Consider the following 22,448-nt stretch of genomic DNA (forward strand, 5'->3'; position numbering starts at 1 on the left):
TCGGCTGGAGGTTCGAAGTCCGCCGCCGTCGTGGAGGTTCGGGCGAATACTGGACGAAACCGGTCTATGGCCGGAAACATCCGATTGTGACAATCCAGCGTATACGGTAGCATACAGATGTTGTGGATTGCATGCGTGGAGTCAGATGGAGATGGATAAAGACTGCGCTGCTGTGGAAAACGTCATTGCCCTGGCGGAACGGTCCGCGGCGCTGCCGCTGGTGTATGTGGGAACCGGCAGCGGCTGGGCGACCGCCCCGGCGCCGTACCTGGAACTCGTCTACATGTTCGAGGGCGAGTGTTCGGCGCTGCGGATGGGGCCGGAAGTCTTCGCGTTTCCGAATGGGCATGTGGGGCTGCTGAGCGTGCATCACGGCAACTACGCGGTCGGCCCGCAGCGGTTTCGCGGATGGTGCGTGTTTCTGGACGTCGCGGAATCGCCGGAGTTCGCGGGCTGCCGGGAGACGCCGCTATTTGGCACCTGGCCGGTCGAGCATCCGCAGCGGATGGTGGCGGCGTTCGAGCACCTGGCGACGGAGTGCGGGCGCAGCGGGCGGGTCTCGCCGGGCTATCCGCCGCGGGCGGAGTTCGCCGGCGGGCGAGGTCGGAACGCGGACCGGCCGGCGGAAGTGTTTATGAAGGCAGCGTTCCTGCACCTAACCGCGTGCGTGCTCGAGGAGGCCGGCGGACCTTCGTCGCACGCCCCGTTGCCGGAGGCGGTGCGCGAGGCGATGCGGTTCGTCGAGCTCAACTATCGCAGGCCGGACGTGGACCTGGCCCGGATCGCCCGGGCGGTGCATCTGAGCCCGGACCATCTTGGACGGCTCTACCGGAAAGCGACGGGCCGGTCGCCCGTGCGCTATCTGCGGCAGGTGCGGATAGACCGGAGCTGCTTCCTGCTGCGGCAGACCACAACGCGGATCGAGGCGATCGCGCGGGAGGTTGGCTTCGAGGACCCGTATCATTTCTCGCGGGTCTTTCGGGCCGAACGGGGAATTTGCCCGCGCGAGTACCGCCGGCGCGAGAGCGGCCGCGAATAGTCGGCGGATCGGCTACCGCGATTCGGCGAATTCGCGCAGGGCCTTCTCGACCGGCTCCATCTCCAAGCGGCACGTGCCGTCCGGCTGATAGCGCAGGTACGTACAGGTCTCATAGAACACGAACGCGCAGAACCGTTCGTCGTCGCGGACGCGGCGAAGCTCGCCGGCCAGATCGTTCCAGTGGACGTAGCGGTTGACCGTCAGCGGAATATTGCGGCTGCGGCAGCGGTCGATGATTTCTCTGGTGACGTCATCGTTGTAGAGGCACTCGAAGGGGCAGGAGAAGAAGCGTGGAATGGCCTCATCCAGCAGGCCTTCGTCGATCCATCGCCGCCACTGGAAGTCAAGGTTGAACGGGTAGGCCAGCCATCGTCCGGCGGGCGGGTTCGGCCGGAGAAAATCGACCTGGAAGTTGATCCGCATCCGCTTGCCCGCAGCGGCGAGTTTGGCCTTGGCCTTTCGGTAGAATTCGGTCCACGCATCGCCGCGGACGGCCGCGACGGCGGCCGGTGAGATCCCGCCGCGACGCCGGCATTCGGCCAGAACCACGTCATTGTAGCCGTAGTCGTGCGGGAAGTCGGTGTGGGTGCTGTGGTTCTCATCCCGAAAATCGACGCCGTCAACCCCGGCGGCGATGATCTCGTCGAGGCATCGGAGCCAGAACTCCTGAACGGCGGGCTCGGTCTCGCACAGGGCGCCGGGCAGGTAGTCGTTGCGCCCGCGGGCGAAGGCGATCAGGCCCGTCTTGCCCGAGGCGTTCGAGACATCGAGGGTGATGGTTCTCCGGCCGTAGCCATGGTCGAATCCCAAACCCCAGTTGCGGAAATCGGATTCCTCCGAGAAGTAGATGGCGTGGCCGGGGGCGAAGACGCAGGGGATCTCGCCGCCGTCGGCGTCCAGCGGCCGGAGGATGTCGTCGCCGCTGTTGGTGAAATCGCCCGTCTCGTCCTCGAAGTCCGTGGTGACCAGGATGTACTTGTCGGTCAGCGAGAAACCCGAAAGCGTCAGCACGCGGACCGGATCGCCCTTCCGCGTGAGGACATTATTCTGGATGTCCACCACCTCGTGCGACGACGGTTCGACGCTCTCCTGGAGGTCGAATTTGACGCGGAGCGGCTTGTACCGGTAGTTGTCCGGGCTGGTCCAGATCTGCAGATGCTCAGCGGTGATGCGGGTTGGAGTGTCGTCCTTCTTGATCAGTCGGATGGCGCAGACCGGTCGGGTCGCCACGTTGGCGGGCAGATCGTCGGTGCGGCGTTTGATCCGCAGGTGGGGATTCTGCACGACGAAGGGATCGAACCAGCAGAGTCGGCCGCCGATCTGGTCGACCAGGCCGAATTCCGCCGCCTCGGGCGAACCTTCGGGCAGGGCTGCGGCTGGGCCGGTCTCGTAGGGCTTGTAGTAGGCGTAGATCTCCAAGCCGTGGCGATGGGCGGCTTCGGCGGCGACCTTCAGCGGATTGCCCAATCCCTGATAGGTCCGAGTGATGTTGTGCCAGTCCGCAAAGGGTCCCCCCGTCTTGCCGGGTCCGCGATAGCCCCCGCGTGCGTCGGCATAGTAGCCCCAACTGACCCGCCGGATGCCACGCGCCTTGAGCAAAGCCATCATCGAGTCGAGATGAGCGGCGGTGAGGGGAAACGGTGTGACGATCGCGTCGTCCAGGAAATCCACCAACGCTTCCAGTCGAAAATCGCGGGACATGATCGCGGTCCTTTCATTCGGCGGGCATCATCGCCGCAGCCGGCGCGGAATGATTATGATTGAGCAATCTGCCGTTGGCAACCGTCTTTCCCGCGGAATTCACTCTTTCTAAGTCTTTGTTTACTAACGCATTAAGGCAATTACCGGCTGGGACTTGCATTTTTGGGGGCTGACTGTCACAATAAATACAATTCTGATACAGGAGCGATGCGGGATGCTGACGACATCCGGAGATCGAACGGCGGCGCTGCGGCGGTATGTCCAGCGGCGTCTGGTGGGGCTGCGGGAGGGTGAGGCGCTGCCCTCGGTGCGGTCGATCATGCGAGTGTGCGGGGCCAGCCAGGCCAAGGTGGACCAGATACTCGGGGAATTCAGCGCCGCCGGCTTGATCGAGCGGGTGCCGCGGCGCGGGCTCTTCAAGAGCGGCAAGGCCGGGACGACGTTGCCCTCGCCGGTGATCGACCTGATCTACTGCGGTGTGCCGGAGGGCCGGGCGCTGCGCGAGGTCAGCTTCCATTCGGAACTCGTGGACCGGCTGGCCCGTCGGGCGACCCAGCGGGGCCAGGCCATCCGCGTGCATGAATTTCACATCGGCAGTTCCTACGAGGGTCTCGGCGAGTTGTCTGGCCGGCCGGAGATGATGTGCTGCATCATCGTGGGCGAAAATCATCCGGAGATCGTCCGGGCGGCTGAGACGCACCACGTGGCGTGGGTGAGCCTGTTTCCCGAGCGGAGCCTGACCGGCCGCCAGACGATCCTGATCGACGCCGAAGCCGTGGTGCGGCTGCAGTTGGAGCACCTCTGGTCGTTGGGCCACGAGCGGATCGCGTATTTGCACGTGGTGGACGAGCGGGTGATGCACCGGGACCACGTGCTGCGGCGTGAGGCGTTCTACAAGTTGATGGCCGAGCGGGGACTGACGGTGCGCGACGGCTGGGTGGCCTACGGCGACTACTTCGAGACGCCGTTCAAGCGGGCTTTCGCGGCGGTGCTGGACGGCGAGGACCAGCCGACCGCGGCAATCGTTTCCGACCCGCATCTGCCGTGGGCCTACGCGGTGCTCCGCGAGCGTGGCCTGGCGGCCGGTCGGGATTTCTCACTGGTGGGCACCGACGATCTGGCGTTGGCCGGCCATATCGATCCGCCCGCGACCACCGTGCGGGTCTGCCGCACCAAAGCCGTCGAGATGGCGATGGAAATGCTCGACGAGGTGGCCGCCGGAACGGCGATCGATGAGCCGCGCTACCTGCCGGTGGAACTGGTGATCAGAGGATCGACGGGGGAGTTGTTGATTGCCGATTGCTGATTGCTGATTTGGGAAAACGGACATGAGCCGCCGAACTGCCTCTTCCGCAAATCCGAAATTCGAAATCCGAAATCCGAAATCGTTTACGTTGATCGAGCTGTTGGTGGTGGTGGCGATCATCGCCGTGCTGGTCTCGATCCTGCTGCCGGCCCTCGCGGCGGCGCGGGAGCAGTCGCGGGCGGTGGCGTGCATGAGCAATCTGCGGCAGGTGGGCGTGGCCACGCAGAGCTATCTGTACGAGAATTCCGACTGGTTCCCAGCGGGCGGAATGACGGGAAACGCCAATCTCTGGAAGGTGCTGCTCTCGAAGTACCTGGCGGCGACGGCCAAGAAGCTCAACAGCCCGTGGATGGGCGATAACTGGACGCCGGTGTACGCGTGCCCGTCGGTGCCGGGTCCGACTGGGAGCTATGGGTATCATCAGAACGACTACAAGATCGCCTATCACGGCAGTCAAGGTTCGAACTACGGCATCGCGGGCTATTCGGGCGCGATGCCGGTGTCCGAACGGCTGGCGTCGATCCAGCGTCCGCTGGGTCTGGTGGCGTGGGTGGCCGACGGCGAACCGACCTCATCGGACTCGTTTATTTACATCCAGTGGCTGCCGGAGTACCCGGTGTTCTACCGGCACATTTCGACGCGGCATCGCGGCGAAACGAACATACTGTGGGTCGATTGGCACGTGGCGCCGGTGTATCCGACGCCGCGAGATTTCTTCATCTGGTAGATACGGAATCGGAGTCGTATTCGATGCGGCGGAGAATAGTGATTGCGGCGATTGGCGCCCTGTTGGTTCTGTGCGGCCGCGCGACGGCGGGGCAATTCCGATTCTGGATCGCAGCCCAGCGGGATTGGGCGAAGAATACGGGATTCTGCCTGGCCTTCGAGGACGCCTCCGCGGAAGGGCCCTGCCGGCTTGACGACGGCATGCGGTTCGTGCTGGCGGTCGCGGACGGCGGGCGGTGGAACTACGCGTTTTACGACGGCCGGCTCGAAGCCGATCACACCTACCAGGTGAAAGCGACGATCGGGCCGAAGAGCTTCGGATTCTGGATCGACAGCCAGTGCGCCAAGGAGATCGAGGCGGGGTTCGCTCCGACGAACGACTCATTGCTGATCAACCACCGCCCGCAGGGCTACACGGACGAGGCCGACTACATTTTCGTGCCGATCGCGATGACGGTCACGCACAACGAAACGGTCTTCAGAGATATAGAGTTCCCTTCAGCCGAGCGCACGGTTCCGGAGTTTCTGGTGGCCGACTACCTGCCCTCGGAGAGCCTGAGCCTTCCGCTGGAACTCGCGGCGGACGACACGCTGGTGATCGAGTCTCGCATCAAGATCATCCGCCGCCCGTCGCTCGCCGACCATGCCCCTTACGTCGACGCCTACGGCCAGTGGCGGCACGATGACTGGCCGGGCAAGGTCCGATCGGACGAGGACCTGCGAAACCGGATCGCTGAGGAGGAGAAGGTTCTGGCCGACTGGCCCGCGCCGAGCGGCTACGACAAATACGGCGGCTGCGTCGAGGCCGGATGGAAGCAGGAGGCTACGGGCTTCTTCCGTGTCGTTCGGCGAGACGGGTTCTATTGGCTGATCTCGCCGGAGGGCCATCCGTGCTTTTACGTCGGTCTCTGCGGCGTGGGCTTGGATGCGGACACACGCTGGCCGCCGACGTCGGTGACCGGACGGGAATCGTTCTTCGAATGGCTGCCGCCGCGGGAGGGGCCGTTCGCCGAAGCGTGGATGCCGAACGCCTGGGGACACGAAGGGGTGGATTTCTTCCTGCCGATTACCGCCAATCTGATCCGCAAGTACGGTGAGCCGTGGCGGACGAGGAAAAACGAGATTACGTTCCGTCGGATGAAGGCGTGGGGTTTCAGCGGCGGCGGCAAATGGGCGCGGCAGAACCCGGACCCGATCGCGTTCTCGTGGATGGTGGTGCTGAACCGGGCAGGCATTCCGGTGCTGGTGCGCCACCCGGACGTCTTCGATCCGAATGTGTGCGAGGTCTTCGAAAAGCATTTGGCCCAGCAGTGCGAGCAGTATCGCGAGAATCCGTGGATCATCGGCCTGTCGCTGGGCAACGAGGATGAGGAACTGATCCATAAGGGCGACGTCGAGAAGATCCTGGCCATGGCGGCGGATGTGCCGGCCAAGCGCGCCTTGGTGGACCACGCCCTGACAACGTTGTACGGAAGCGACATGAGCAAGCTGGCTGAGGCGTGGAAGGTTCAAAACGCTGCGAGCATCGAGACGCTCTACGCCGCTGAACCGTCGGTCTCGCCCGGCGACGCCGAAACCTTGCGCCAGTTCTACGCCGACCGCTACTACGCGTTCGTCTACCAGACGATCAAGAAGCACGATCCGAACCACCTGTACTGCGGATTCTGGATTCCCGGATGGCGGGCGATCTGGGGATACTCAGCCGACTGGAAGATCATCTCGCGGCATTGCGACTTGATCGGCTACGACCACTACGCCCACGACTTCGCCCACGAGACGCTGGTGAAGATGATGGCCGAGACGGACAAGCCTGTGCTGTGCGGCGAATTCGGCTACGCGCCATCCTACGACGCCCGCCGCGGTTTCGCCGTGCGGACGAACTGGGGCGAGGTCCGGACCGACGAACAGGCGGGCCGCGAGTATCAGCGGTGGATGGCGCTGGCGGCTGAAAACCCGCACTGCGTCGGCGCATTTCTGTTCTGTCATCACGACCAGTCATGCCTCGGCCGCTCACACGGAAAGGAGCTCGCCCTGCAGTACGGCGAAGCCTACGCGTGGGGTCTGGTCGACGTGACCGACACGCCCAAATGGGACTACGTCCGGCGCGTCCGCGAGGCGAACCTGACGGCGACCGCCCAGCGTTTGGCCGCGACGAAGGCGGCTGCGGGAAACAAGTAGCGAAGAGGCAAACGCCGCGGCGGCCCGGTGCGTCTCACACCTCATCCGGCGACGTGGGTCCAGGCGGGGAAGACCTCGGAGAGCCCCTCGGTAATCAACTGGGCGGCGACCGCGGCCAGGATCAGGCCGTAGACCCGGGTGAGCACCCGTGGAATCGTCTCGCCGAGCATCTGATAGATCGGATGGGCGAACAGCAGGGTCAGGAGCGTTATGAACATGACGACGCCGAGACCGACGACGAGCATCGCCTGGTCGAGCCACGTCTGGGCGTTGGAACCGTAGATGATGACGGTGGAAATCGAACCGGGCCCGGCGATCATGGGAATCGACAGCGGAACCACCACCTCGCGGAAACGGACCTTGGCCTGCTGGTAGGCGGAGCCCTCCTTGTCCTGCGTCTCGGGATCGATGAAGATGAGCCGGCCGTAGAGCATATTGATCCCGACGATCAGGATGACGATGCCGCCGCCGATGCGAAAACTGGGCAGGTCGATGCCGAACGCGTCCAACATCGGCTGACCGCCCAGAAGAAAGATCAGCAGAATGGCGGTTCCGGTCGCGATGATCAGCAGGGCAAGCGTCCAGCGGACCTTGCGCTGCTCAAAGTCGGCGGCTTGGAACCAGACCGGGATCTTGCTGAGCGGATTGACGATCGCCAGCAGCGCGACAAAGAAGTTGATGGCAAAGGTCCAATGCATGTGACTGTCTCCGGCTAACTTACCCGATTCCTTCAAGCGCCGCATCGACGCTTGTTTGTTATTCTCGGACCCGACCTGCGGGATTTCAAGGCTTGCCGACGGAAGTCAATCGGCCACAATAGCATGCTTCGTACCGCGGTGGCGCGGGATATGTGGTAGAGAGCCTTTTCCAGACAAGACTCGTGCAGGAGACATCAGGTGAAAGACGCCGTTTCGTTCGATGATTTCGTCAGGCTGGACATCCGGATCGGCCGGATCGTCTCGGCTGAGAAGGTCGAGGGCGCCGACAAGCTCATCCGGCTGCGGGTCGATCTGGGAGATCACACGCGGCAGATCGTGGCCGGGATGGCCGAGTTCTTTTCGCCCTCGCACCTGGAGGGCAAGCTCGTGCCGGTGCTGGTGAACCTGGCCCCCAGAACGTTTCGCGGCCTGGCCTCGGAGGGCATGATCCTGGCCGCCGACGTGGCCGGCTGCCCGATCCTGCTGCATCCGGAATCCGACGTGCCCCCCGGCAGCATCGTCCGCTGAGCGTCCTTCCAACGGCCGGCACGATCTGGTATCCTCGCGAAGTACGCTTCCGCAGCGGCTTGTTCAGGAGGATTGCAGTGACTGACAAACCCGTGGCCTTGGTGACCGGCGGGTCTCGCGGCATCGGCTGCGGCATCGCCGAGATGCTCGGTTCGATCGGTTACCGCGTCGCCGTCAATTACCGTCGCTCAGCCGACGAGGCGAGGCAACTGGTCGATCGGATCGTCGCCGCCGGCGGCGAGGCGGCTGCGTTCCAAGCCGACATCGGTCTGGACGCGGACCGGCAACGGCTGGTCGAGGAGCTCCGTTCGCGGTTCGGGCGGATCGACCTGCTGGTCAACAACGCCGGCCAGGCCCCATCGGTGCGGGCTGACATCCTCGAAGCATCGCAGGAGAGCTTCGACCGGCTGATCGAGACGAACCTCAAGGGCCCCTACTTCCTGACCCAGGCGGTGGCGAACTGGATGCTGGAGCTGAAGGGCCGCATCGGCAGCTACCGGCCGAAGATCGTCTTCGTCACGAGCATCTCAGCCGAGGCGGCTTCGATCAACCGCGGCGACTACTGCATCAGCAAAGCGGGCCTTTCGATGGCGGCCCGGCTGTTCGCGGTCCGCCTGGCCGCCGAAGACATCGGCGTCTTTGAGATCCGACCAGGTATCATCGAAACGGACATGACAGCCGGCGTGAAGGACAAATACAACGCCCTGATCGCCGACGGCTTGGTCCCTCAACAGCGATGGGGCACGCCGCGGGACATCGCCCAAGCGATCCGCGCGATCGCTCAGGACCTCCTGCCATTCTCAACCGGCGCCGTGATCAACGTCGACGGCGGCCTGACCCTGCCGCGACTGTAGGCACTTCATGTACACTTTCTCAAATGGCTCAGGCTGGTAGTCGCACCGGCGGACGGAAATCCGTTCGGTTCGGAAGAAATGAGAGTGGTTTGGATCGAAGCGGGTGGCGAAGATACAGCCGCGCAGGTCCTGGTTCTCCGGGACATAGCGCCACGGCCGACCATCGGGATCGGTGAGCTTTTCGTGGATCGGTTTGCCTTGGTCGGATCGGACCAGCGCCGAGCCGCGACTGCCGCCGCCGGCCTGCAGGTAGGCCAGGATGTTCTGAAGGTACGCGATGGCGGTCAGCAGCAGGTTCTCCGCCCGGAACGCGTCGCGGGCCGCTTCGGCGCTGTCGCCTCGCCAGCCGTCGGTCCGGGCCTGGCGGTAGAGCCCGCTCAACTCGTCCAGCGTCCGCTCGACCTGCCCCCGTTCGCGCATCACGCGGGCGGCGCGGTCCATCGCCAGTTGCACCCGCCCGATCACTTCCCGGCCCGAAAGCTTGCCGTCGAGTTTCCGGCTATAGCGGCCACTCAACTCCTGCGAATCGATTGCCGCCGATCCGCCGTCCTTCATCTGCCGCAGCCTATCGAAGATCGCCCGCGCCGCGCGGTGCGCGCCGACCTGGCCGGCGTTGAGGGCCGATCCGCCGGGCCGGCGGACGCCGTGCGTGCCCGCCAACTCGCCCACCACGTACAGGTCCGGCAGGTCGCTTTGCCAGTCGAGATCGACCTGAATGCCGCCGTTGTTGTGCTGGGCGCAGGCGGCGATCTCCAGCGGCTCGACTCGCAGATCGACGCCATGCTCGCGGTAGAACTCCACCGCGGGCGGATTGATCGCCGCCAGCCGTTCGTACGGCGTCTCGTGTGTCGCGCTTCGCGACTGGAGATAGTCGCGGGCCTCAGGCTGGAGCGCTTCGATGGCGAAGCGTCCGGCGTCGCTGCGCGGATTGGCTCGGAAATCGAGGAAGACCCGCCGGCCGGCAAGCTGCTCGCGATAGACAGCCAGGTCCACCAGCGACGAGGCGTCCGGCAGGTGGTCCACGTCGAACGGCCACTGGTAGCCCTTCAGGAAAATCAGCGACGCCTGGCGCTCGATCCGCGGCAGGCAGTCGTTGAGGAAATCGCGTTCGGCACCATGCTCGTCCACGCTGAAGAGTCGCGGGATCGCCTGGAGGTAACTGCCCGAAACGTTCCATCGCGGCCTGACCGACGCCAATCCAAACTGCCACTCCGAAAGATTCACGCCCGCCGCGCCACGGGCCAGCAGCAGCCCGTGAACGCTGAAGATGCCGGGCGGATAGACGCGCGTGGCAAACAGCATACCCGGTCCGCCGGTGGCCACGACGACGAACCGCGAGTCGATGGCAACCAGCCTCGTCTCGCCGCTGCGGGCGGCGTTCAGGTCGAAAAAGACGCCAACCCACCGATCGCCACGGCGCTCCAGGTCCACCAGTTCAAGGCCATCGCGCCGAGGCACACCGAGCCGCTCGGCCTTGGCCTCCAGCGCTTCGCTCATGTACCGGCTGGTCAGCGGACCGGCCGACGTCGCGCTCTGATAGGGGTCGTTGTCGGTCTGGTACCCAGCGAACGCCCCGAACGCATCGTGCGGAAATGGCACGCCAAGATCGACCAGGTGATAGAACTCCCGCAGCGAACCGACGGCTTCGACCAAAGCCGTATCGTGATGGCAGCACCCGCCTCGCGTCAACGTCGCCGCCCACTCGACCGCCGCAACGGCTGCCGTCGGCGAGGTGCCCAGCTTGTAGTACGTCTGCTTGTCCGACCCGCTGCAACGCGACGTGCCCCAGGCAAAACTGTTGCTGACCCACAACACCCGCTTGGCAAGATCCTCTTCGCCATCCTGCCGCAGCCGCTCGGCCAGACGCACCACCGCATTCCCGCCAGCCGCGCCGGCCCCGATCACCAGCACCGACGCCGAACCCGCCAGATCCACCTTCAAGTTCACCAGCCTCTGCTCCTGAATGCCTCTTTAAGGCTCGTCGTAGCCGCCCTTGCAGAACGGGTTGCACCGAAGAATCCGGTAAAGCCCCTTGAGTGCCCCTCGCCACGGACCGTACTTGCGCACGGCCGTCACGAAATAGTCGCTGCAGGTGGGCACGAACCGGCACTGGCCGCCCAGAAGCGGGCTCAGGGTGGCCTTGTAGACCCGCACCAGTCCGATCAGCAGCCGTGAAACGGCCCGGTCCATCCAATTCATCGCCGTGCCTTCAAGCAACGCTCAACTACTTTTCAACTCGTGCGGCGGCGTCTTTTAAAATCCGGGCCACCTGATCCACGGACTCCGGCACGCTCCGCGGCACACAGACGATGTCCATCGCGCCCAGCTCGTGCTGGCTGAGCCGGAACGCCTCGCGGATCATCCGCTTGACCCGATTGCGGACGACCGCCCCGCCCAGCCGCTTGGGGGCTGAGATCCCCAGACGCGGATGACCCAGACGGTTGGGCTGCAGGATCACCACCATCGGCCCGAGCTTGACCCGCCGTCCGGTCCGGTAGACCTCGGCGAACTCCCGTTCGGCCCGGATGCGCATCCGAGGTCCAAACCTGTATCGCCGTCCGGTTTCCGTCATCGACTTGCAGCCTATAATCTCCGTGCGTATTATATAACATTGGATTAGTCTTTGGCTTGTGAAACCATGACACAGGAGCAGGAAAAACCGACCGCGGTGGACGAAGCGCGTCCACAGACCCACACGCCCCCTCCCTACAAGGTGATTCTCCACAACGACGACGTCAACTACATGGAGTATGTGGTCGAGACGATCGCCAAACTCACGCCGCTTTCAACCGAAGAGGCGGTCATCAAGGCGCTCGAAGCCCACAACGCCGGCTTGGCCGTGCTGCTGGTCTGTCACAAGGAGCGGGCGGAACTGTACCAGGAGCAGTTCCAGTCGGCCAGCCTGACCGTGACGATCGAACCCGACTGATCCGCAACAGTACCTTCCACCGCATTCTTTGACTCCAGGGAAGTGAATCTGAGTACGAACGGCTTCGTAATCGGCGGGCAAAAAAACACTTGGGAAAGACTTTTACTCTCTCTCCCAAGTGCTCTCGAACTACTCTCTCTCCCAGACTGAAGACCTATGTTACAGGAAAAGGCAGGCCCTGTCAAGGGGGAAAATCGCCGCGGCCCAACGAGTTCGAACTCCACTTTAACGCACGTTCGATTAAACACTTGCGCAAAAAAACCGGCCCCGAACGTGGGTCCGGGGCCGGTTTTTTCTTCGCAAACGTCGGCTGAGTCCTACTTGGCCGCGGCTTTCGCCTCGCGAACCACGTCCTCGACGCTCAGGCCGCAGTAGGCCAGCAGGTCTTCCGGACTCTTGCCCGACTTGGGCACCCGCTCGACGAACATCGACTTGACCTTGATATTGCCGACCGCAGCGGCGATCTCCGCCACGTTCGAGGCCAGCCCGCCGATGTAGTTGTCCTCGAGGGTCAGGATCTTGCCGCCGGAAGCCTTGGCCGCCGCCAGGATCGGCTCGGACTGCAGCGGGAAGCTGTAAGCATCGACCAGACCGGCCTTTACACCCTGCTCCTTGAGCTTGCCGAGCGCGGCGCGGGCCACGTGGACCATATAGCCGGTGGCCACGATGGTCAGGTCCGAACCCTCATCGAGCACCTTGGCTCCGCCGATCTCGAAGGTCTCAGCCGGCTTATAGAGCAGCACGGTGTCCGGCCGCATCGTCCGGATGTAGACCATGCCCGGATAATCAGCGGCCATCTGCACCATCTTGTAGGCGCTGACCGCGTCGCTGGGGTTGAAGATCACCGCCAGCGGCTTGCCGTTTTCCTTGGCGCTGCTCAGGGAGCGGAAGAACGTCATGTCCACCAAGCCCATCTGGCTGGGACCGTCAGCGGCCAGTGAGATACCGATGTGCGACCCGGCGATCTTGATGTTCGCACGGGTAATCAGCGCCATCTCGATCTGATCGTAGGCCCGGACCAGGAACTTCCCGAAGCTGGACGCGAAGGGGATCGCACCGCCCGCCGCCATACCCGCCGCCACCGAAATCAGGTTCTGCTCGGCGATCTTGCCCTCGAAGAAGCGGTCCGGGAAGACCTTAGTCAGGTAGTTGGCGAAGGTCGAGTTGCTCACGTCGCCGTCGATGGCCACCACGCGGTCGTCGAGCTTGGCCAGTTCGCGAAGGGCCAGACCGTAGGCCCGGCGGCTGGCGATCTTCTTCTTGGCCTGCCAGCTCTTGAGGAAACCGTCGCCCTGGAGGAGCTGGTCGAAGTCCGGGTCGCCCAGCTTGCCGGTCGCGCCCTTGAACTGCGGCTGGGCGGCCTGGGGCTTGGCGGGCCTAAACTGCTCGCTCTTGACCTCGGCGGGAACCCCGAGCTTGGCCCGCATGGCGTCCAGATCGCCGTAGACTTTCTCCAACTTGTCTTCCGGCAAGGGCTTGCCGTGATTGGACTTGTCCTTGAGCTCGTCGGTGCCCCAGCCCTTGACCGTCGCAGCCAGGATCACGTACGGGGTCTTGGTCTTACCGACCTCGGCGAGGGCCTCATCGAGCTGTTCGACGTTATGGCCATCCACCGTGGCTACCTGCCAGCCGAACGCCTTGAACTTGGCGGCGAGGGTGGACTGGGACTGCTGGGGTGATACGTAGTCGGCCTGGCCCTGGCCGTTGCAGTTGACGATGGCGCAGAGGTTGGTGATCTTCTGATCGACGATGAAATCGGCGGCCTCCCAGATCTGCCCTTCGCGGGACTCGCCGTCGCCGCAGATCACGTAGATCTTCTTGTCGAGCTTGGCCAGCCGGGCGGCCAGAGCCAATCCGGCCCCCGCCGAAAGCCCCTGCCCCAGCGAGCCGGTGGCGGCGTCGAAGAAGGGGAACCCCTCAGCGGGGTTGGGATGGCCGTCCAGGACGCTGTCGATCTCGCGGAGCGTATCGACGTCGCCGATCACCAGTTCGCGGGCCGCCGACTTGGACTTGCCCACCACGCCCGCCAGGTCGGCGTAGGCGGCGTAGACGATCGGCACCGCGTGGCCCTCGGAGAGCACCAGGCGGTCGCTGGCCGGGTTCCACGGGTCCTTCGGATCGTAGCGCATGTGCTTGTACATCAATAGGCTGACGATGTGGGCCAGGCTCAAAGCCGAACTGGGGTGTCCGGATTCGGCCTTGGTGGTCATCCGCGCCGATAACTTGCCGATTTCGATTGCACGATCGTGCACGAGGGTCTTGAGGTCCATGCATCAACTCCTATCACTTGGCTTGAATACTGCCGGAATACAAATCGCTTCGCATCCACTCGATTGGGCCGCGACGGCCGCGGCCGCTGAGCCGACTAAGTATAAGGAAGACCCCTCTTTCGCACAAGCGTCGGAAGGAAAATTCACGGGCCGACGACTGCTCGGGAATGAGGCATGGCGGGTGGAATTCCCAGGCAACACGATGCATGGAGCACCACCGAATCCTACGGATTCTCGCCGGCGCGCCGGAGGACCTCGCAAAAGAGGGCGTCGGAAAGATGGAAACCCGCCATATTCCGCAGGTTCTCCAACTCCTTCTGCAGTGAGGAAATACGCCGCTCCCGATAGGCTCTCAGAAGAACCCCAACGGTGCCGGTCATCCTCAACCCCAGTGACTTGGCCGCTTGGCGTCCTTCTCGTTCGTCCAGGAGGACCCAGGGCGCGGATGTCTGGCAGGCCAAAGCGATGGCTTCCGCCTCTCCCTCATCCAGATCGCGGATCAGGGACTGGACGAGACATCTGTCTGCGACGTCTTGAACCCGGATCCACTTGTCTTGGAAGGCCGACGCCACTTCAGGGACGCCCGGCAGGTCCTGGTCCAGTCGCAATTCAGAGACGACGGCGGGAGGGACAATGATCTGAGAGAACTGGTGACGCAGCAGGGACAGGCGTCCGATGATGGCCAGGTTCAGGATGGGCGAGGTGTTACTCACCGCCGGCATAGGTCAGATCGTCCTCCAGTTCCTCCGAGCCATAGTGCCTGGAAATACCCCGTTTGCCCACAAGGCTGCCGAATTCCACCTTGCCCATTCCGGCCATCTCCCTTGCCTTGCCGAAGGACAGAAAGCCATGTGCATAGAGAGTCAGTGCAAGCTCCACCAGAAGCTCTTCCTCAATCCGGTCTTCCGGCAGACGAATGGCCTGAGCGACCCTGTCCGGGATGTTGATCTGAATGCCCATACTCCAATCTCCAGCCTCTTTGATAAGTATACCTCAAATCCATCAAAAAAGGCAAGATAGGGTGTTTTCCGTTCCCATGACCTCACGTGGTTTCTCCTTGACCCTCTGCGGCTGGGGCGGTATTAACGACGGGAAGTAACTCCAGGCTCCGGGAACGCTTTTCCGGGCGAGCAGATAGGGAACACGCATGATCGTCGATTGTCACGCCCACATCTGGGAGGCCACCAGCCAGCTCGGCCGCTGCGCCGAACCGGCGCGGACCCGGATCTATGCCTCGGCGGGCAAGTCCGCGGGCAGCCATGATTTGCAGATCGCCAGCGCGCCGGTCGACGTGTGTTTCGTGCTGGGCTTTCGCTCGCGGGCGCTGGGCGTCGATATTCCCAACAAGTTCATCGCCGACTGCGCCTGCCAGTACCAGGACAAGGTGATGGGCTTCGGTTCGGTGGACCCGGTGCATGACAATGTGCCCGCCGAAGCCGATCGCATCCGACGCCAGTTGCACCTGGCGGGTTTCGTGGTCAGCCCAGCCGGGCAGGGCTTCCACCCGACCAGCACCGATGCCATGAAGCTCTACGACTACGCCGCCGACCACCGGATGCCCGTGATCGTCCACCAGGGCCCGCCGTTCGGCACGCCGTTCTGTGAGTTTTCCAACCCGGTGCTCTGGTCGAGCGTGTGTCGTGAGTACCGGGACCTGCGGTTCGTGTTCACCGACATGGGATGGCCGTGGACCGACCAGAGCCTGCTGATGGCGGCTGAGTACGAAAACGTGTATATCGATCTGGCCGGACTGGTGCATCGGCCGTGGGTGGCCTACGACCTGCTCGTCAAGTGCTACCAGATGGGCTTGGTTCACAAGCTGCTGCTGGCCAGCGACTACCCAGCCGCCGGAGCGGCCGCCGCCATTGAGGCGATCTACAGCATCAACCAACTGGTGGGCTCGACCAACTTCCCCTCGATCCCCCGCCAGAAGCTTCGCGACATCGTCGAGTCGAACACGTTGGAGAAGCTCGGCTTGGAGAACAAGTGGCCTGGACATGTGCAAAAGAGGTAGCATGGTGTTGAATCCCGGCAATCGGCACAGGGGCGGCGCCGCCAGGGTGCTGGCGGTGATTCTGATCGGGCTGTTGCTGCCGCTCGGCGCGGGCTGCCAGCAACACTACGGACGGCTGACGGTGGTCAGCTACCGCGACCCCGGCCGGCCCACCACCTATTATCAGAGCTTCCCGGACGCCTGGTTCAGCCAGCTTCCTTCCGGCGACTACCAGATCCTGCTGGCCAGCAGCGAGCCGATCAACTCGCTGGACCGCGACGTCCTCGAGCAGACGATGTTCATCCGGGTGTTCTGGACGCCGATTCCGGGCAAGACGTTCGCCGAGTCCTCGCAGATCAACGCGGGCATCGACTATCGGATTCGCGTGGCCGACCCGGCTGACGCACCGGTCGTCTCCCAGCGGCCCAAGACGATGATCTGCTACAAGGGCAGCGGGTTCGTCAGCTTCTCGCCCGACCCTTCCGGCCGGGGCCTGAAAGCGACGCTCGAACACGCGGTGCTGCGGCCGGCGGAGGAATCCGACGAGCCGGCCCTGGGCCGGCTCATCGTCAAGGGGCAGTTCCGGGCCCGCAAGGCGGAGGGACAGATCGCCGACTATCGAATTCGCGCCGCTGAGGCGTGTGACTGATCTTGTTCTTTATCAGGCGCATTTGACCTGTTACAATGTTGGGGCAGTGAAACCGAGGGTGTAGGTTAAGGAGACGGCCATGGCCAATAGTGGATCGGAGAAGAACAACGGTTTTTCCCTGGGTGGGATCAACTGGTCGGAAGCGTTTCCGTTCACCAACTTGTTCCGGACCTTCCGCCTGGCCATCCATCCCAGCAAGCTGTTCCTGGCCCTGCTGGCGGTCCTGGTCTGCTACATCGGCGGGCGGTTTCTCGACGGGCTGGCGGGCTGGGTCTCCGACTCCCACGTGGTGGTCACGGAGCGGACGGATATTCCGTATCAGCCGGCCGATGAAATCATGCAGTTCATTCAGGCTCCGACGGCTGGGGCGTTCTGGCAGTGGCGAGATCAGGCGATCGCGGAGAATCAGCGTACCGTGGCCGGTATGCTCAACCGCGACCTGAACATCAAATCGGATGAGGCGCTGGAACTGGCCAAGGAGAATAGAGCGGTCGATCGCCTGTGGGACCGGCTCAAGGAACAGCGGGCGGACGCCGCCGAGTTGCTGGAAAAACGCGTGGAAGGGGCGCGGCGGGCCCTGGCCGACCAGGAGGAAGCGGGCCAGCTCGAACGGGCGGCGAGCTATCTGCGGATCGCCCTCTGGAGTTCGCCGCGGATCGCGTCGAAAGCGGTGGTCGGGATGACCCCGCAGGAGGCCGTCCAGGCCGTGGTGGTGGCAGACCCGGAGGCGGCGAATGCGACCGAAGAGCAGAACGATGCCCGCGAAGACCGTCAGACAATCCTCCAAGCCGTCCAGTTGGCTGACGACTACGCCAAGGCCGAGGCCCTCGAAGGGCTCGGGGTGTTCCAAGCGGCCCTATCGTACGGCATTCTGATGTTCAACTCGGCCATCGATTCGGTGCTGGCCCTCGAACCGTTCTACAACGCGGACTTCCGGGGCTTCGAGCAGACGCCGACCGAACCGCCGGGCTTGGTCCGGACGCTCCGACTGGCCGCACAGGGTCTGGTCTGGTTCGCGTGGGTGCACAAGGTCTACTTCATTATCTACGGTCTGTTCTGCCTGCTGGTCTGGGCGCTGGCGGGCGGGGCGATCTGCCGGATCGCGGCCCTGCACGCGACCCGGGACGAGAAGATTCCGCTTTCGGAGGCGGTGGCGTTCGCGGGCGGCAAATTCGCGAACTTCTTCGCCGCCCCGCTGGTGCCGGTGCTCTTTATCCTCGGCTGCTGCGTGTTCCTGCTGGTCGGCGGGCTGGTGGGGGCGATCCCGGTGATCGGCGAGATCATCGTGGGCATCCTGTTCGTGCTGGCCCTGCTGCTGGCGTTCGTGCTGGCGCTGCTGGTCGTCGGCGCGGTCGGCGGGGTCGGCCTGATGTATCCGGTGATCGCGGTGGAAGGGTCCGACGCGTTCGACGCGTTCAGCCGGTCGTACAGCTACGTGTACCATCGCCCGTGGCGGACGATCTTCTACTACATCGTGGCGGCGATCTACGGCACGTTGTGCTTCGTGTTCGTCAAGCTGTTCGTGGGGCTGATCTTCATCGCCGCCTCGTCGGTGGTGGGGACGACCATGAACCTGGATTCGGCGTCGCTGGCCTCGCCGCTGGGCAAGCTGGAGGCGATCTGGTACTCGCCGTCGCTGGCCGGTCCGTTCTTCGGGCAGTTCTTCGTATTCCCGCTGGGCTCGTTCGAGTGGATCGGGGGCGTCTTCATCGCGTTCTGGGTCTATCTGCTGGTCGGGCTGGTGATCGGCTTCGCCATCAGTTTCCTGTTCTGTGCCCTGACCATCATGTACCTGCTGCTTCGGCAGAAGGTGGACGCGACGGACCTGGAAGAGGTGTACGTGGAAGAGTTCGAATCCGAGCCGGTGGGTGCCGAGGCGCCGCCCGCGACGCCGGGCGAACCCGAAGCAGCCCCGGAGGCGCCGAAGGCGGAAAACCTGAAGATCGAGGGACCCGAGACCGAGACGCCCAAGACCGAACAGGAGCCCCAGGCCCCGCAGCAACCGGAAGAGAAGTCCGACGATGAAGGCCTCCAGAAAGGCGAATGACGCTTTGGAAGGTGATCGAAGACAAGGCTAGAATAGTAGTGGCAAACGAGCGGTGGGTGGCCTCGGCGAACGCGAGCCACCCACCGAGTGCTTTGGCGGTAGCGTAATCAGCTATGGCGCAGGGATTTAAGGAAACACTTGGCGGCCGGTTCATCGTCCTGGACGGACCCGATGGCTGCGGCAAATCGACCCAACAGCGGCTCTTGTCCGAGGCCCTGGTGCGCGAAGGGCTGGAAGTTTCGTGCATGCGCGATCCGGGCACGACGACAGCGGGCGAGAGCATCCGACAAATACTGCTTTCGGGCGACCACGGGTCGCTGGATCCGCGGTGCGAACTGCTGCTGTTCATGGCGGCCAGGGCCCAGATGATCGCTGAGTGCATCCGCCCAGCCCTGGCGGCGGGGCGGGTGGTGCTGGGCGACCGGTTCGTCTCAGCCAGTTGCGCCTACCAAGGGGCCAGCGGCTTGGACCCGGCCCAGATTGTACAGATCGGTCACTTTGCCATTGGGGGCCGCTGGCCGGACCTGACAATCGTCCTGGATGTCCCAGCCGAGCTGGGCATGGAGCGAATCCGCAAGACCGAAAAGGCGGCGGCCCTCGACGCGATGGAGCGGCGGCCCCTCGATTTCCACCGGCGGGTCCGCGAAATATTCCTGAATCTGGGGAGAGTCTATCCCGCCCCGGTGGCCGTAATTGATGCAACAGTTGCACCAGAGGTGGTTCACCAGCGGATCCTGGAGGTGCTTGATCGTGTCGATCACTGAGGTCAAGCATCAGGACCAGGCGATCGAGGCCCTGCAGCTCGGGCTGCAGTGCGACCGGCTGGCCCACGGGTACATCTTTGCCGGACCGGCCGGCGTGGGCAAGCGCACCGCCGCCCGTGAGTTTGCCAAAATCCTGTTGTGCCTTGACTTGCAGAAACTCGACGCGCCAGCCGAGCGGCAATCCCCCTACGGTCCCAAGCAGTGGTTCGACAGCTGCGGCCGATGCCAGAGCTGCCGCCTGGTGGATGCGGGCACCCACCCGGACTACCACCCGATCTATAAGGAACTGGTCACCCTGTTACCGGGCAAGGAGCGCCACAAGGCAACCGAACTGGGAATTGACGTGATTCGCGAGGCCCTGATCGAAAAGGTGGCGCTGCATCCGAACCTCGGCAATTCCAAGGTCTTCATCGTGCATGAGGCCCATCGCCTGAGCCGCTCAGCCCAGAATGCGATGCTCAAGACATTGGAAGAGCCTCCAAGTGGTACTTATATTATCCTGATAACGGAGCGATTGAGTTCGCTGTTGCCGACGATTCAGTCGCGGGCTCAAGCGGTCCAGTTCCGTCTACTGCCGGATGGTTTCGTACGATCCCGGCTGGCGGAGGCGGGAGCTGAGCCGCGCGACCAGCGGTTTTTCGCCCATCTGGCGCCGGGTCAGTTGGGTCTGGCGTTGGAATTATGGGAGTTGGGGGTATATGATCTAAATGAGCGGCTTGGAAAGGACCTTGCCTCGCTTGACCTTACGGGGTCGGACAATCTGGCCCAGTGGATTGTGGACCAGGGTAAGGAGCTTTGCGAGCGGGCCAAGTCCCGCACGCCGCCGGAGACGATGGCCGGTCCGTCCGAAAGCGAATTGGGGCGCACCGCCTTACGTCGGATGTTCGGGCTGATCGCCGGTTTTTACCGGGACGCCCTGAGGCAGAAGCTGGGCTTCGACAACGAGTCGTTGATCAACGTCGGGCAGCAGGAGTTTGTTGACCGCTTGGCCGGAAGGATGAGCGTGGAGCAGTTGCAGGACAAGATCGAGAGCATCCGCGAGGCCCAGGGGCAACTGGACGCGAACGTCAACCAGAACTTGCTGGTCTCCAACCTTCTGGCCCGCCTGTCCGGATAACTACGAGGAAACCACCATGCCCGAGGCCAACGAGGAACAACGCCCCGCCGATCAGAACCCCGCGTCCGGATCGGAGGGCTCCGCTCCCGAGGCATCGCCGTCCGCTCCCGCGCCGTCGGCCCGCATATCGCCTGCTCCGGAGCCGCCCGGGCCGAGTCGCCGGCCGCGGCGGATGATCGTCCGCTACGGCTACCTGGGGTTTGTCGGAGAGTTCGAGTACGACGGGGACGACTGGCTCAGCCCGCAGAAGGCTGTGTTGGTCGAGACCGACCGGGGTCTGGAACTGGGCTACTTTGTCGGCTACATCGACTCGGAGAAGGGGGCCTTTGTCCTCAATCCGCGGGACGTACAGAAGTACCTCAAGAACAGCGGCGACGACTACCTGCGGTCTCGGACGGGCAAAGTTCTCCGTGCGGCGACCGCCCAGGACCTGCGCGAGCAGGAGCACATCAAGGCGGACACCCGCTCGAAGATGAACTACTGCCAGCAGTCGGCGGAGCAGTTGAATCTGCGGATGAAGATCGTGTGCGTCGAGCACCTTTTCGGCGGCGAGCGGATCATCTTCTACTTCACCGCCGACGGCCGGGTCGATTTTCGCGAGCTGGTTCGCGACCTGGCCCGCGAGTACCAGACGCGGATCGAGCTTCGGCAGATCGGGGCGCGGGACGAGGCGCGGCTGCTGGCCGATTACGAGATCTGCGGGCGGCAGTGCTGCTGCAAGAACTTCCTGAAGATTCTTCGTCCGGTGAACATGAAGATGGCGAAGCTGCAGAAGGCGACGCTGGACCCGTCGAAGGTTTCCGGTCGCTGCGGTCGGCTTCGCTGCTGCCTGGCCTACGAGCACAAGTGCTACGAGGAGTTGGCCTCGCAGCTTCCGCGGATCGGCTCGTGGGTACAGACGACGGCTGGGGTCGGACGGGTGCGCGACCGGCAGATTCTGACGCAACTGGTGCAGGTCTCGCTGTCGGACGGGCGTCTGGTGGCGTTTCCCGCCGACGAAGTCAGCCCGTCGCGGCCTCCGAGCCATCGGCCGGAAGAGCCGGTCGTGGAGGAGGAGGCGGGCGATCCGTCCGAGGCGGCGGCGGACGGTCCCGATGAGGGGGAACTCGGTTCGCTCTCGGAGGTGTCCGACCGTCAGGGCGACGGGACCTCTTCCGAGCAGGATCCGTCCAAAGCGCGGCGGGGCCGGCGCGGGCGGCGGAGGCGCCGCTAGCCATGGACGCGACCAGGCCGGAAAAAGCACTGGAACAACTGGCCCGCGAGAGCGGGCGGTATCCCGTCGAGGCCTTTCACTTCATTCGGGAAGCGCTGCAGTTCACCGTCGATCGGCTGTACGGCCAGGAGATCACCGAGCAGCGGCACGTGACGGGGCGGGATTTGTGCTGGGGCATCCGCGACTACGCGATCCAGTGCTGGGGTCTGATGGCGCCGTCGGTCCTGCGAAGGTGGAACATCGCCCGCACCGAGGATTTCGGGCGGCTGGTGTTCACCATGGTCGAGGCCGGCTGGATGGCCAAGAGCGACGAGGACACGCCCGAGGACTTCGCCAACATCTACGACTTCCGCTCCGCCTTCGCCACGCCGCTGAAGCTCGAAGAGAAGAAGATGAAGATGACCTGAGGCGATCCTCCCGCTGGGCCGCGCGATCC

21 protein-coding genes and 1 pseudogene are annotated in these 22,448 nt (G+C 63.9%); 14 read left to right on the forward strand and 8 right to left on the reverse strand.

The annotated features are described in order from the left end of the window. Positions 1 to 151: 151 nt before the first annotated feature. Entirely contained in the window at positions 152 to 1,039 is an 888-nt protein-coding gene (locus tag GXY33_19425) for a helix-turn-helix transcriptional regulator (protein ID NLX07316.1), read from the forward strand. 12 nt (positions 1,040 to 1,051) lie between these two features. On the opposite strand, the gene GXY33_19430 is transcribed toward GXY33_19425, so the two are convergent. Beyond that, the gene (locus GXY33_19430) at positions 1,052 to 2,740 is read right to left on the reverse strand and encodes a hypothetical protein (protein NLX07317.1); all 1,689 of its coding nucleotides are present in this window, start codon (positions 2,738 to 2,740) and stop codon (positions 1,052 to 1,054) included. A gap of 214 nt (positions 2,741 to 2,954) precedes the next feature. Here GXY33_19430 and GXY33_19435 point away from each other — a divergent pair, with 214 nt between their 5' ends. The 3 genes from GXY33_19435 to GXY33_19445 are packed head-to-tail and all read left to right on the forward strand — an operon-like array spanning position 2,955 to position 6,950. Beyond that, positions 2,955 to 4,046 carry a substrate-binding domain-containing protein gene (locus GXY33_19435; GenBank protein ID NLX07318.1) on the forward strand — a complete coding sequence of 364 codons (1,092 nt, stop codon included), beginning with the start codon at positions 2,955 to 2,957 and terminating at the stop codon, positions 4,044 to 4,046. A gap of 22 nt (positions 4,047 to 4,068) precedes the next feature. After that, complete coding sequence (locus GXY33_19440; protein NLX07319.1) at positions 4,069 to 4,773, forward strand: DUF1559 domain-containing protein; 705 nt, start codon at positions 4,069 to 4,071, stop codon at positions 4,771 to 4,773. A gap of 23 nt (positions 4,774 to 4,796) precedes the next feature. Next, on the forward strand, positions 4,797 to 6,950 hold the full coding sequence (locus GXY33_19445) for a hypothetical protein (protein ID NLX07320.1): 2,154 nt from the start codon (positions 4,797 to 4,799) through the stop codon (positions 6,948 to 6,950). A gap of 41 nt (positions 6,951 to 6,991) precedes the next feature. Here the strand turns inward: GXY33_19445 and GXY33_19450 are convergent, their stop codons facing one another. Then, positions 6,992 to 7,648: a MarC family protein gene (locus GXY33_19450; GenBank protein ID NLX07321.1), complete on the reverse strand. Its 657-nt coding sequence runs from the start codon at positions 7,646 to 7,648 to the stop codon at positions 6,992 to 6,994. A 198-nt stretch (positions 7,649 to 7,846) separates the two neighbouring features. Between GXY33_19450 and GXY33_19455 the strand changes: the two genes are divergently transcribed. Both GXY33_19455 and GXY33_19460 read left to right on the forward strand, forming a co-directional pair. Then, a complete protein-coding gene (locus GXY33_19455; protein NLX07322.1) occupies positions 7,847 to 8,176 on the forward strand; it encodes a methionine--tRNA ligase in 330 nt (109 codons plus the stop codon). Positions 8,177 to 8,253: 77 nt separating this feature from the next. Then, positions 8,254 to 9,030, forward strand: coding sequence for a 3-ketoacyl-ACP reductase (locus GXY33_19460; GenBank protein NLX07323.1), 777 nt, complete (start codon positions 8,254 to 8,256; stop codon positions 9,028 to 9,030). Here GXY33_19460 and GXY33_19465 read toward each other — a convergent pair. The 3 genes from GXY33_19465 to rnpA are packed head-to-tail and all read right to left on the reverse strand — an operon-like array spanning position 8,977 to position 11,563. Continuing rightward, positions 8,977 to 10,977, reverse strand: a complete 2,001-nt coding sequence (locus tag GXY33_19465; GenBank protein NLX07324.1) for an FAD-binding protein — start codon at positions 10,975 to 10,977, stop codon at positions 8,977 to 8,979. The two genes, GXY33_19460 and GXY33_19465, sit on opposite strands and share 54 nt — an antisense overlap. Positions 10,978 to 11,001: 24 nt before the next feature. Further along, positions 11,002 to 11,220 carry a membrane protein insertion efficiency factor YidD gene (gene yidD / locus GXY33_19470; protein ID NLX07325.1) on the reverse strand — a complete coding sequence of 73 codons (219 nt, stop codon included), beginning with the start codon at positions 11,218 to 11,220 and terminating at the stop codon, positions 11,002 to 11,004. Between the two features lie 34 nt (positions 11,221 to 11,254). Further along, a complete protein-coding gene (rnpA, locus tag GXY33_19475) occupies positions 11,255 to 11,563 on the reverse strand; it encodes a ribonuclease P protein component (protein ID NLX07326.1) in 309 nt (102 codons plus the stop codon). A 105-nt stretch (positions 11,564 to 11,668) separates the two neighbouring features. On the opposite strand from rnpA, the gene GXY33_19480 reads away from it, so the two are divergent. Continuing rightward, positions 11,669 to 11,959, forward strand: coding sequence for an ATP-dependent Clp protease adaptor ClpS (locus tag GXY33_19480; GenBank protein NLX07327.1), 291 nt, complete (start codon positions 11,669 to 11,671; stop codon positions 11,957 to 11,959). A gap of 317 nt (positions 11,960 to 12,276) precedes the next feature. Here the strand turns inward: GXY33_19480 and GXY33_19485 are convergent, their stop codons facing one another. The 3 genes from GXY33_19485 to GXY33_19495 all read right to left on the reverse strand — a co-directional run bounded on the left by GXY33_19485 (position 12,277) and on the right by GXY33_19495 (position 15,189). Continuing rightward, positions 12,277 to 14,229 carry a transketolase gene (locus GXY33_19485; protein NLX07328.1) on the reverse strand — a complete coding sequence of 651 codons (1,953 nt, stop codon included), beginning with the start codon at positions 14,227 to 14,229 and terminating at the stop codon, positions 12,277 to 12,279. 224 nt (positions 14,230 to 14,453) lie between these two features. Next, positions 14,454 to 14,951: a DUF3368 domain-containing protein gene (locus GXY33_19490; GenBank protein NLX07329.1), complete on the reverse strand. Its 498-nt coding sequence runs from the start codon at positions 14,949 to 14,951 to the stop codon at positions 14,454 to 14,456. Continuing rightward, on the reverse strand, positions 14,935 to 15,189 hold the full coding sequence (locus GXY33_19495; protein ID NLX07330.1) for a UPF0175 family protein: 255 nt from the start codon (positions 15,187 to 15,189) through the stop codon (positions 14,935 to 14,937). Before GXY33_19495 ends, GXY33_19490 begins: the two co-directional genes overlap by 17 nt. 187 nt (positions 15,190 to 15,376) lie before the next feature. Here GXY33_19495 and GXY33_19500 point away from each other — a divergent pair, with 187 nt between their 5' ends. The 7 genes and pseudogenes from GXY33_19500 (at position 15,377) to GXY33_19530 (ending at position 22,419) form a co-directional block, all read left to right on the forward strand. Then, entirely contained in the window at positions 15,377 to 16,243 is an 867-nt protein-coding gene (locus GXY33_19500) for an amidohydrolase family protein (GenBank protein NLX07331.1), read from the forward strand. Between the two features lies 1 nt (position 16,244). Next, positions 16,245 to 16,871, forward strand: coding sequence for a hypothetical protein (locus GXY33_19505; GenBank protein ID NLX07332.1), 627 nt, complete (start codon positions 16,245 to 16,247; stop codon positions 16,869 to 16,871). 79 nt (positions 16,872 to 16,950) lie between these two features. Continuing rightward, positions 16,951 to 18,918 carry a hypothetical protein gene (locus GXY33_19510; GenBank protein NLX07333.1) on the forward strand — a complete coding sequence of 656 codons (1,968 nt, stop codon included), beginning with the start codon at positions 16,951 to 16,953 and terminating at the stop codon, positions 18,916 to 18,918. Between the two features lie 152 nt (positions 18,919 to 19,070). Continuing rightward, a complete protein-coding gene (gene tmk, locus GXY33_19515) occupies positions 19,071 to 19,682 on the forward strand; it encodes a dTMP kinase (protein NLX07334.1) in 612 nt (203 codons plus the stop codon). Then, a complete protein-coding gene (locus tag GXY33_19520) occupies positions 19,669 to 20,799 on the forward strand; it encodes a hypothetical protein (protein ID NLX07335.1) in 1,131 nt (376 codons plus the stop codon). Before tmk ends, GXY33_19520 begins: the two co-directional genes overlap by 14 nt. A gap of 16 nt (positions 20,800 to 20,815) precedes the next feature. Further along, positions 20,816 to 21,700: pseudogene (locus GXY33_19525) on the forward strand (hypothetical protein). 314 nt (positions 21,701 to 22,014) lie between these two features. Continuing rightward, positions 22,015 to 22,419, forward strand: coding sequence for a hypothetical protein (locus tag GXY33_19530; protein NLX07336.1), 405 nt, complete (start codon positions 22,015 to 22,017; stop codon positions 22,417 to 22,419). The last annotated feature ends 29 nt before the right edge of the window (positions 22,420 to 22,448 follow it).

The organism is Phycisphaerae bacterium (assembly GCA_012729815.1).
GTDB lineage: Bacteria > Planctomycetota > Phycisphaerae > JAAYCJ01 > JAAYCJ01 > JAAYCJ01.

Coding starts and splice junctions, on each gene's coding strand:
- GXY33_19435 (NLX07318.1), top strand. CDS start 2,955: ATGCTGACGACATCCGGAGATCGAACGGCGGCGCTGCGGCGGTATGTC.
- GXY33_19425 (NLX07316.1), top strand. CDS start 152: ATGGATAAAGACTGCGCTGCTGTGGAAAACGTCATTGCCCTGGCGGAA.
- yidD (NLX07325.1), bottom strand. CDS start 11,220: ATGGACCGGGCCGTTTCACGGCTGCTGATCGGACTGGTGCGGGTCTAC.
- GXY33_19505 (NLX07332.1), top strand. CDS start 16,245: ATGGTGTTGAATCCCGGCAATCGGCACAGGGGCGGCGCCGCCAGGGTG.
- GXY33_19500 (NLX07331.1), top strand. CDS start 15,377: ATGATCGTCGATTGTCACGCCCACATCTGGGAGGCCACCAGCCAGCTC.
- GXY33_19445 (NLX07320.1), top strand. CDS start 4,797: ATGCGGCGGAGAATAGTGATTGCGGCGATTGGCGCCCTGTTGGTTCTG.
- GXY33_19510 (NLX07333.1), top strand. CDS start 16,951: ATGGCCAATAGTGGATCGGAGAAGAACAACGGTTTTTCCCTGGGTGGG.
- GXY33_19480 (NLX07327.1), top strand. CDS start 11,669: ATGACACAGGAGCAGGAAAAACCGACCGCGGTGGACGAAGCGCGTCCA.
- GXY33_19530 (NLX07336.1), top strand. CDS start 22,015: ATGGACGCGACCAGGCCGGAAAAAGCACTGGAACAACTGGCCCGCGAG.
- GXY33_19495 (NLX07330.1), bottom strand. CDS start 15,189: ATGGGCATTCAGATCAACATCCCGGACAGGGTCGCTCAGGCCATTCGT.
- GXY33_19450 (NLX07321.1), bottom strand. CDS start 7,648: ATGCATTGGACCTTTGCCATCAACTTCTTTGTCGCGCTGCTGGCGATC.
- GXY33_19485 (NLX07328.1), bottom strand. CDS start 14,229: ATGGACCTCAAGACCCTCGTGCACGATCGTGCAATCGAAATCGGCAAG.
- GXY33_19440 (NLX07319.1), top strand. CDS start 4,069: ATGAGCCGCCGAACTGCCTCTTCCGCAAATCCGAAATTCGAAATCCGA.
- rnpA (NLX07326.1), bottom strand. CDS start 11,563: ATGCGCATCCGGGCCGAACGGGAGTTCGCCGAGGTCTACCGGACCGGA.
- GXY33_19430 (NLX07317.1), bottom strand. CDS start 2,740: ATGTCCCGCGATTTTCGACTGGAAGCGTTGGTGGATTTCCTGGACGAC.
- GXY33_19490 (NLX07329.1), bottom strand. CDS start 14,951: ATGCCGGCGGTGAGTAACACCTCGCCCATCCTGAACCTGGCCATCATC.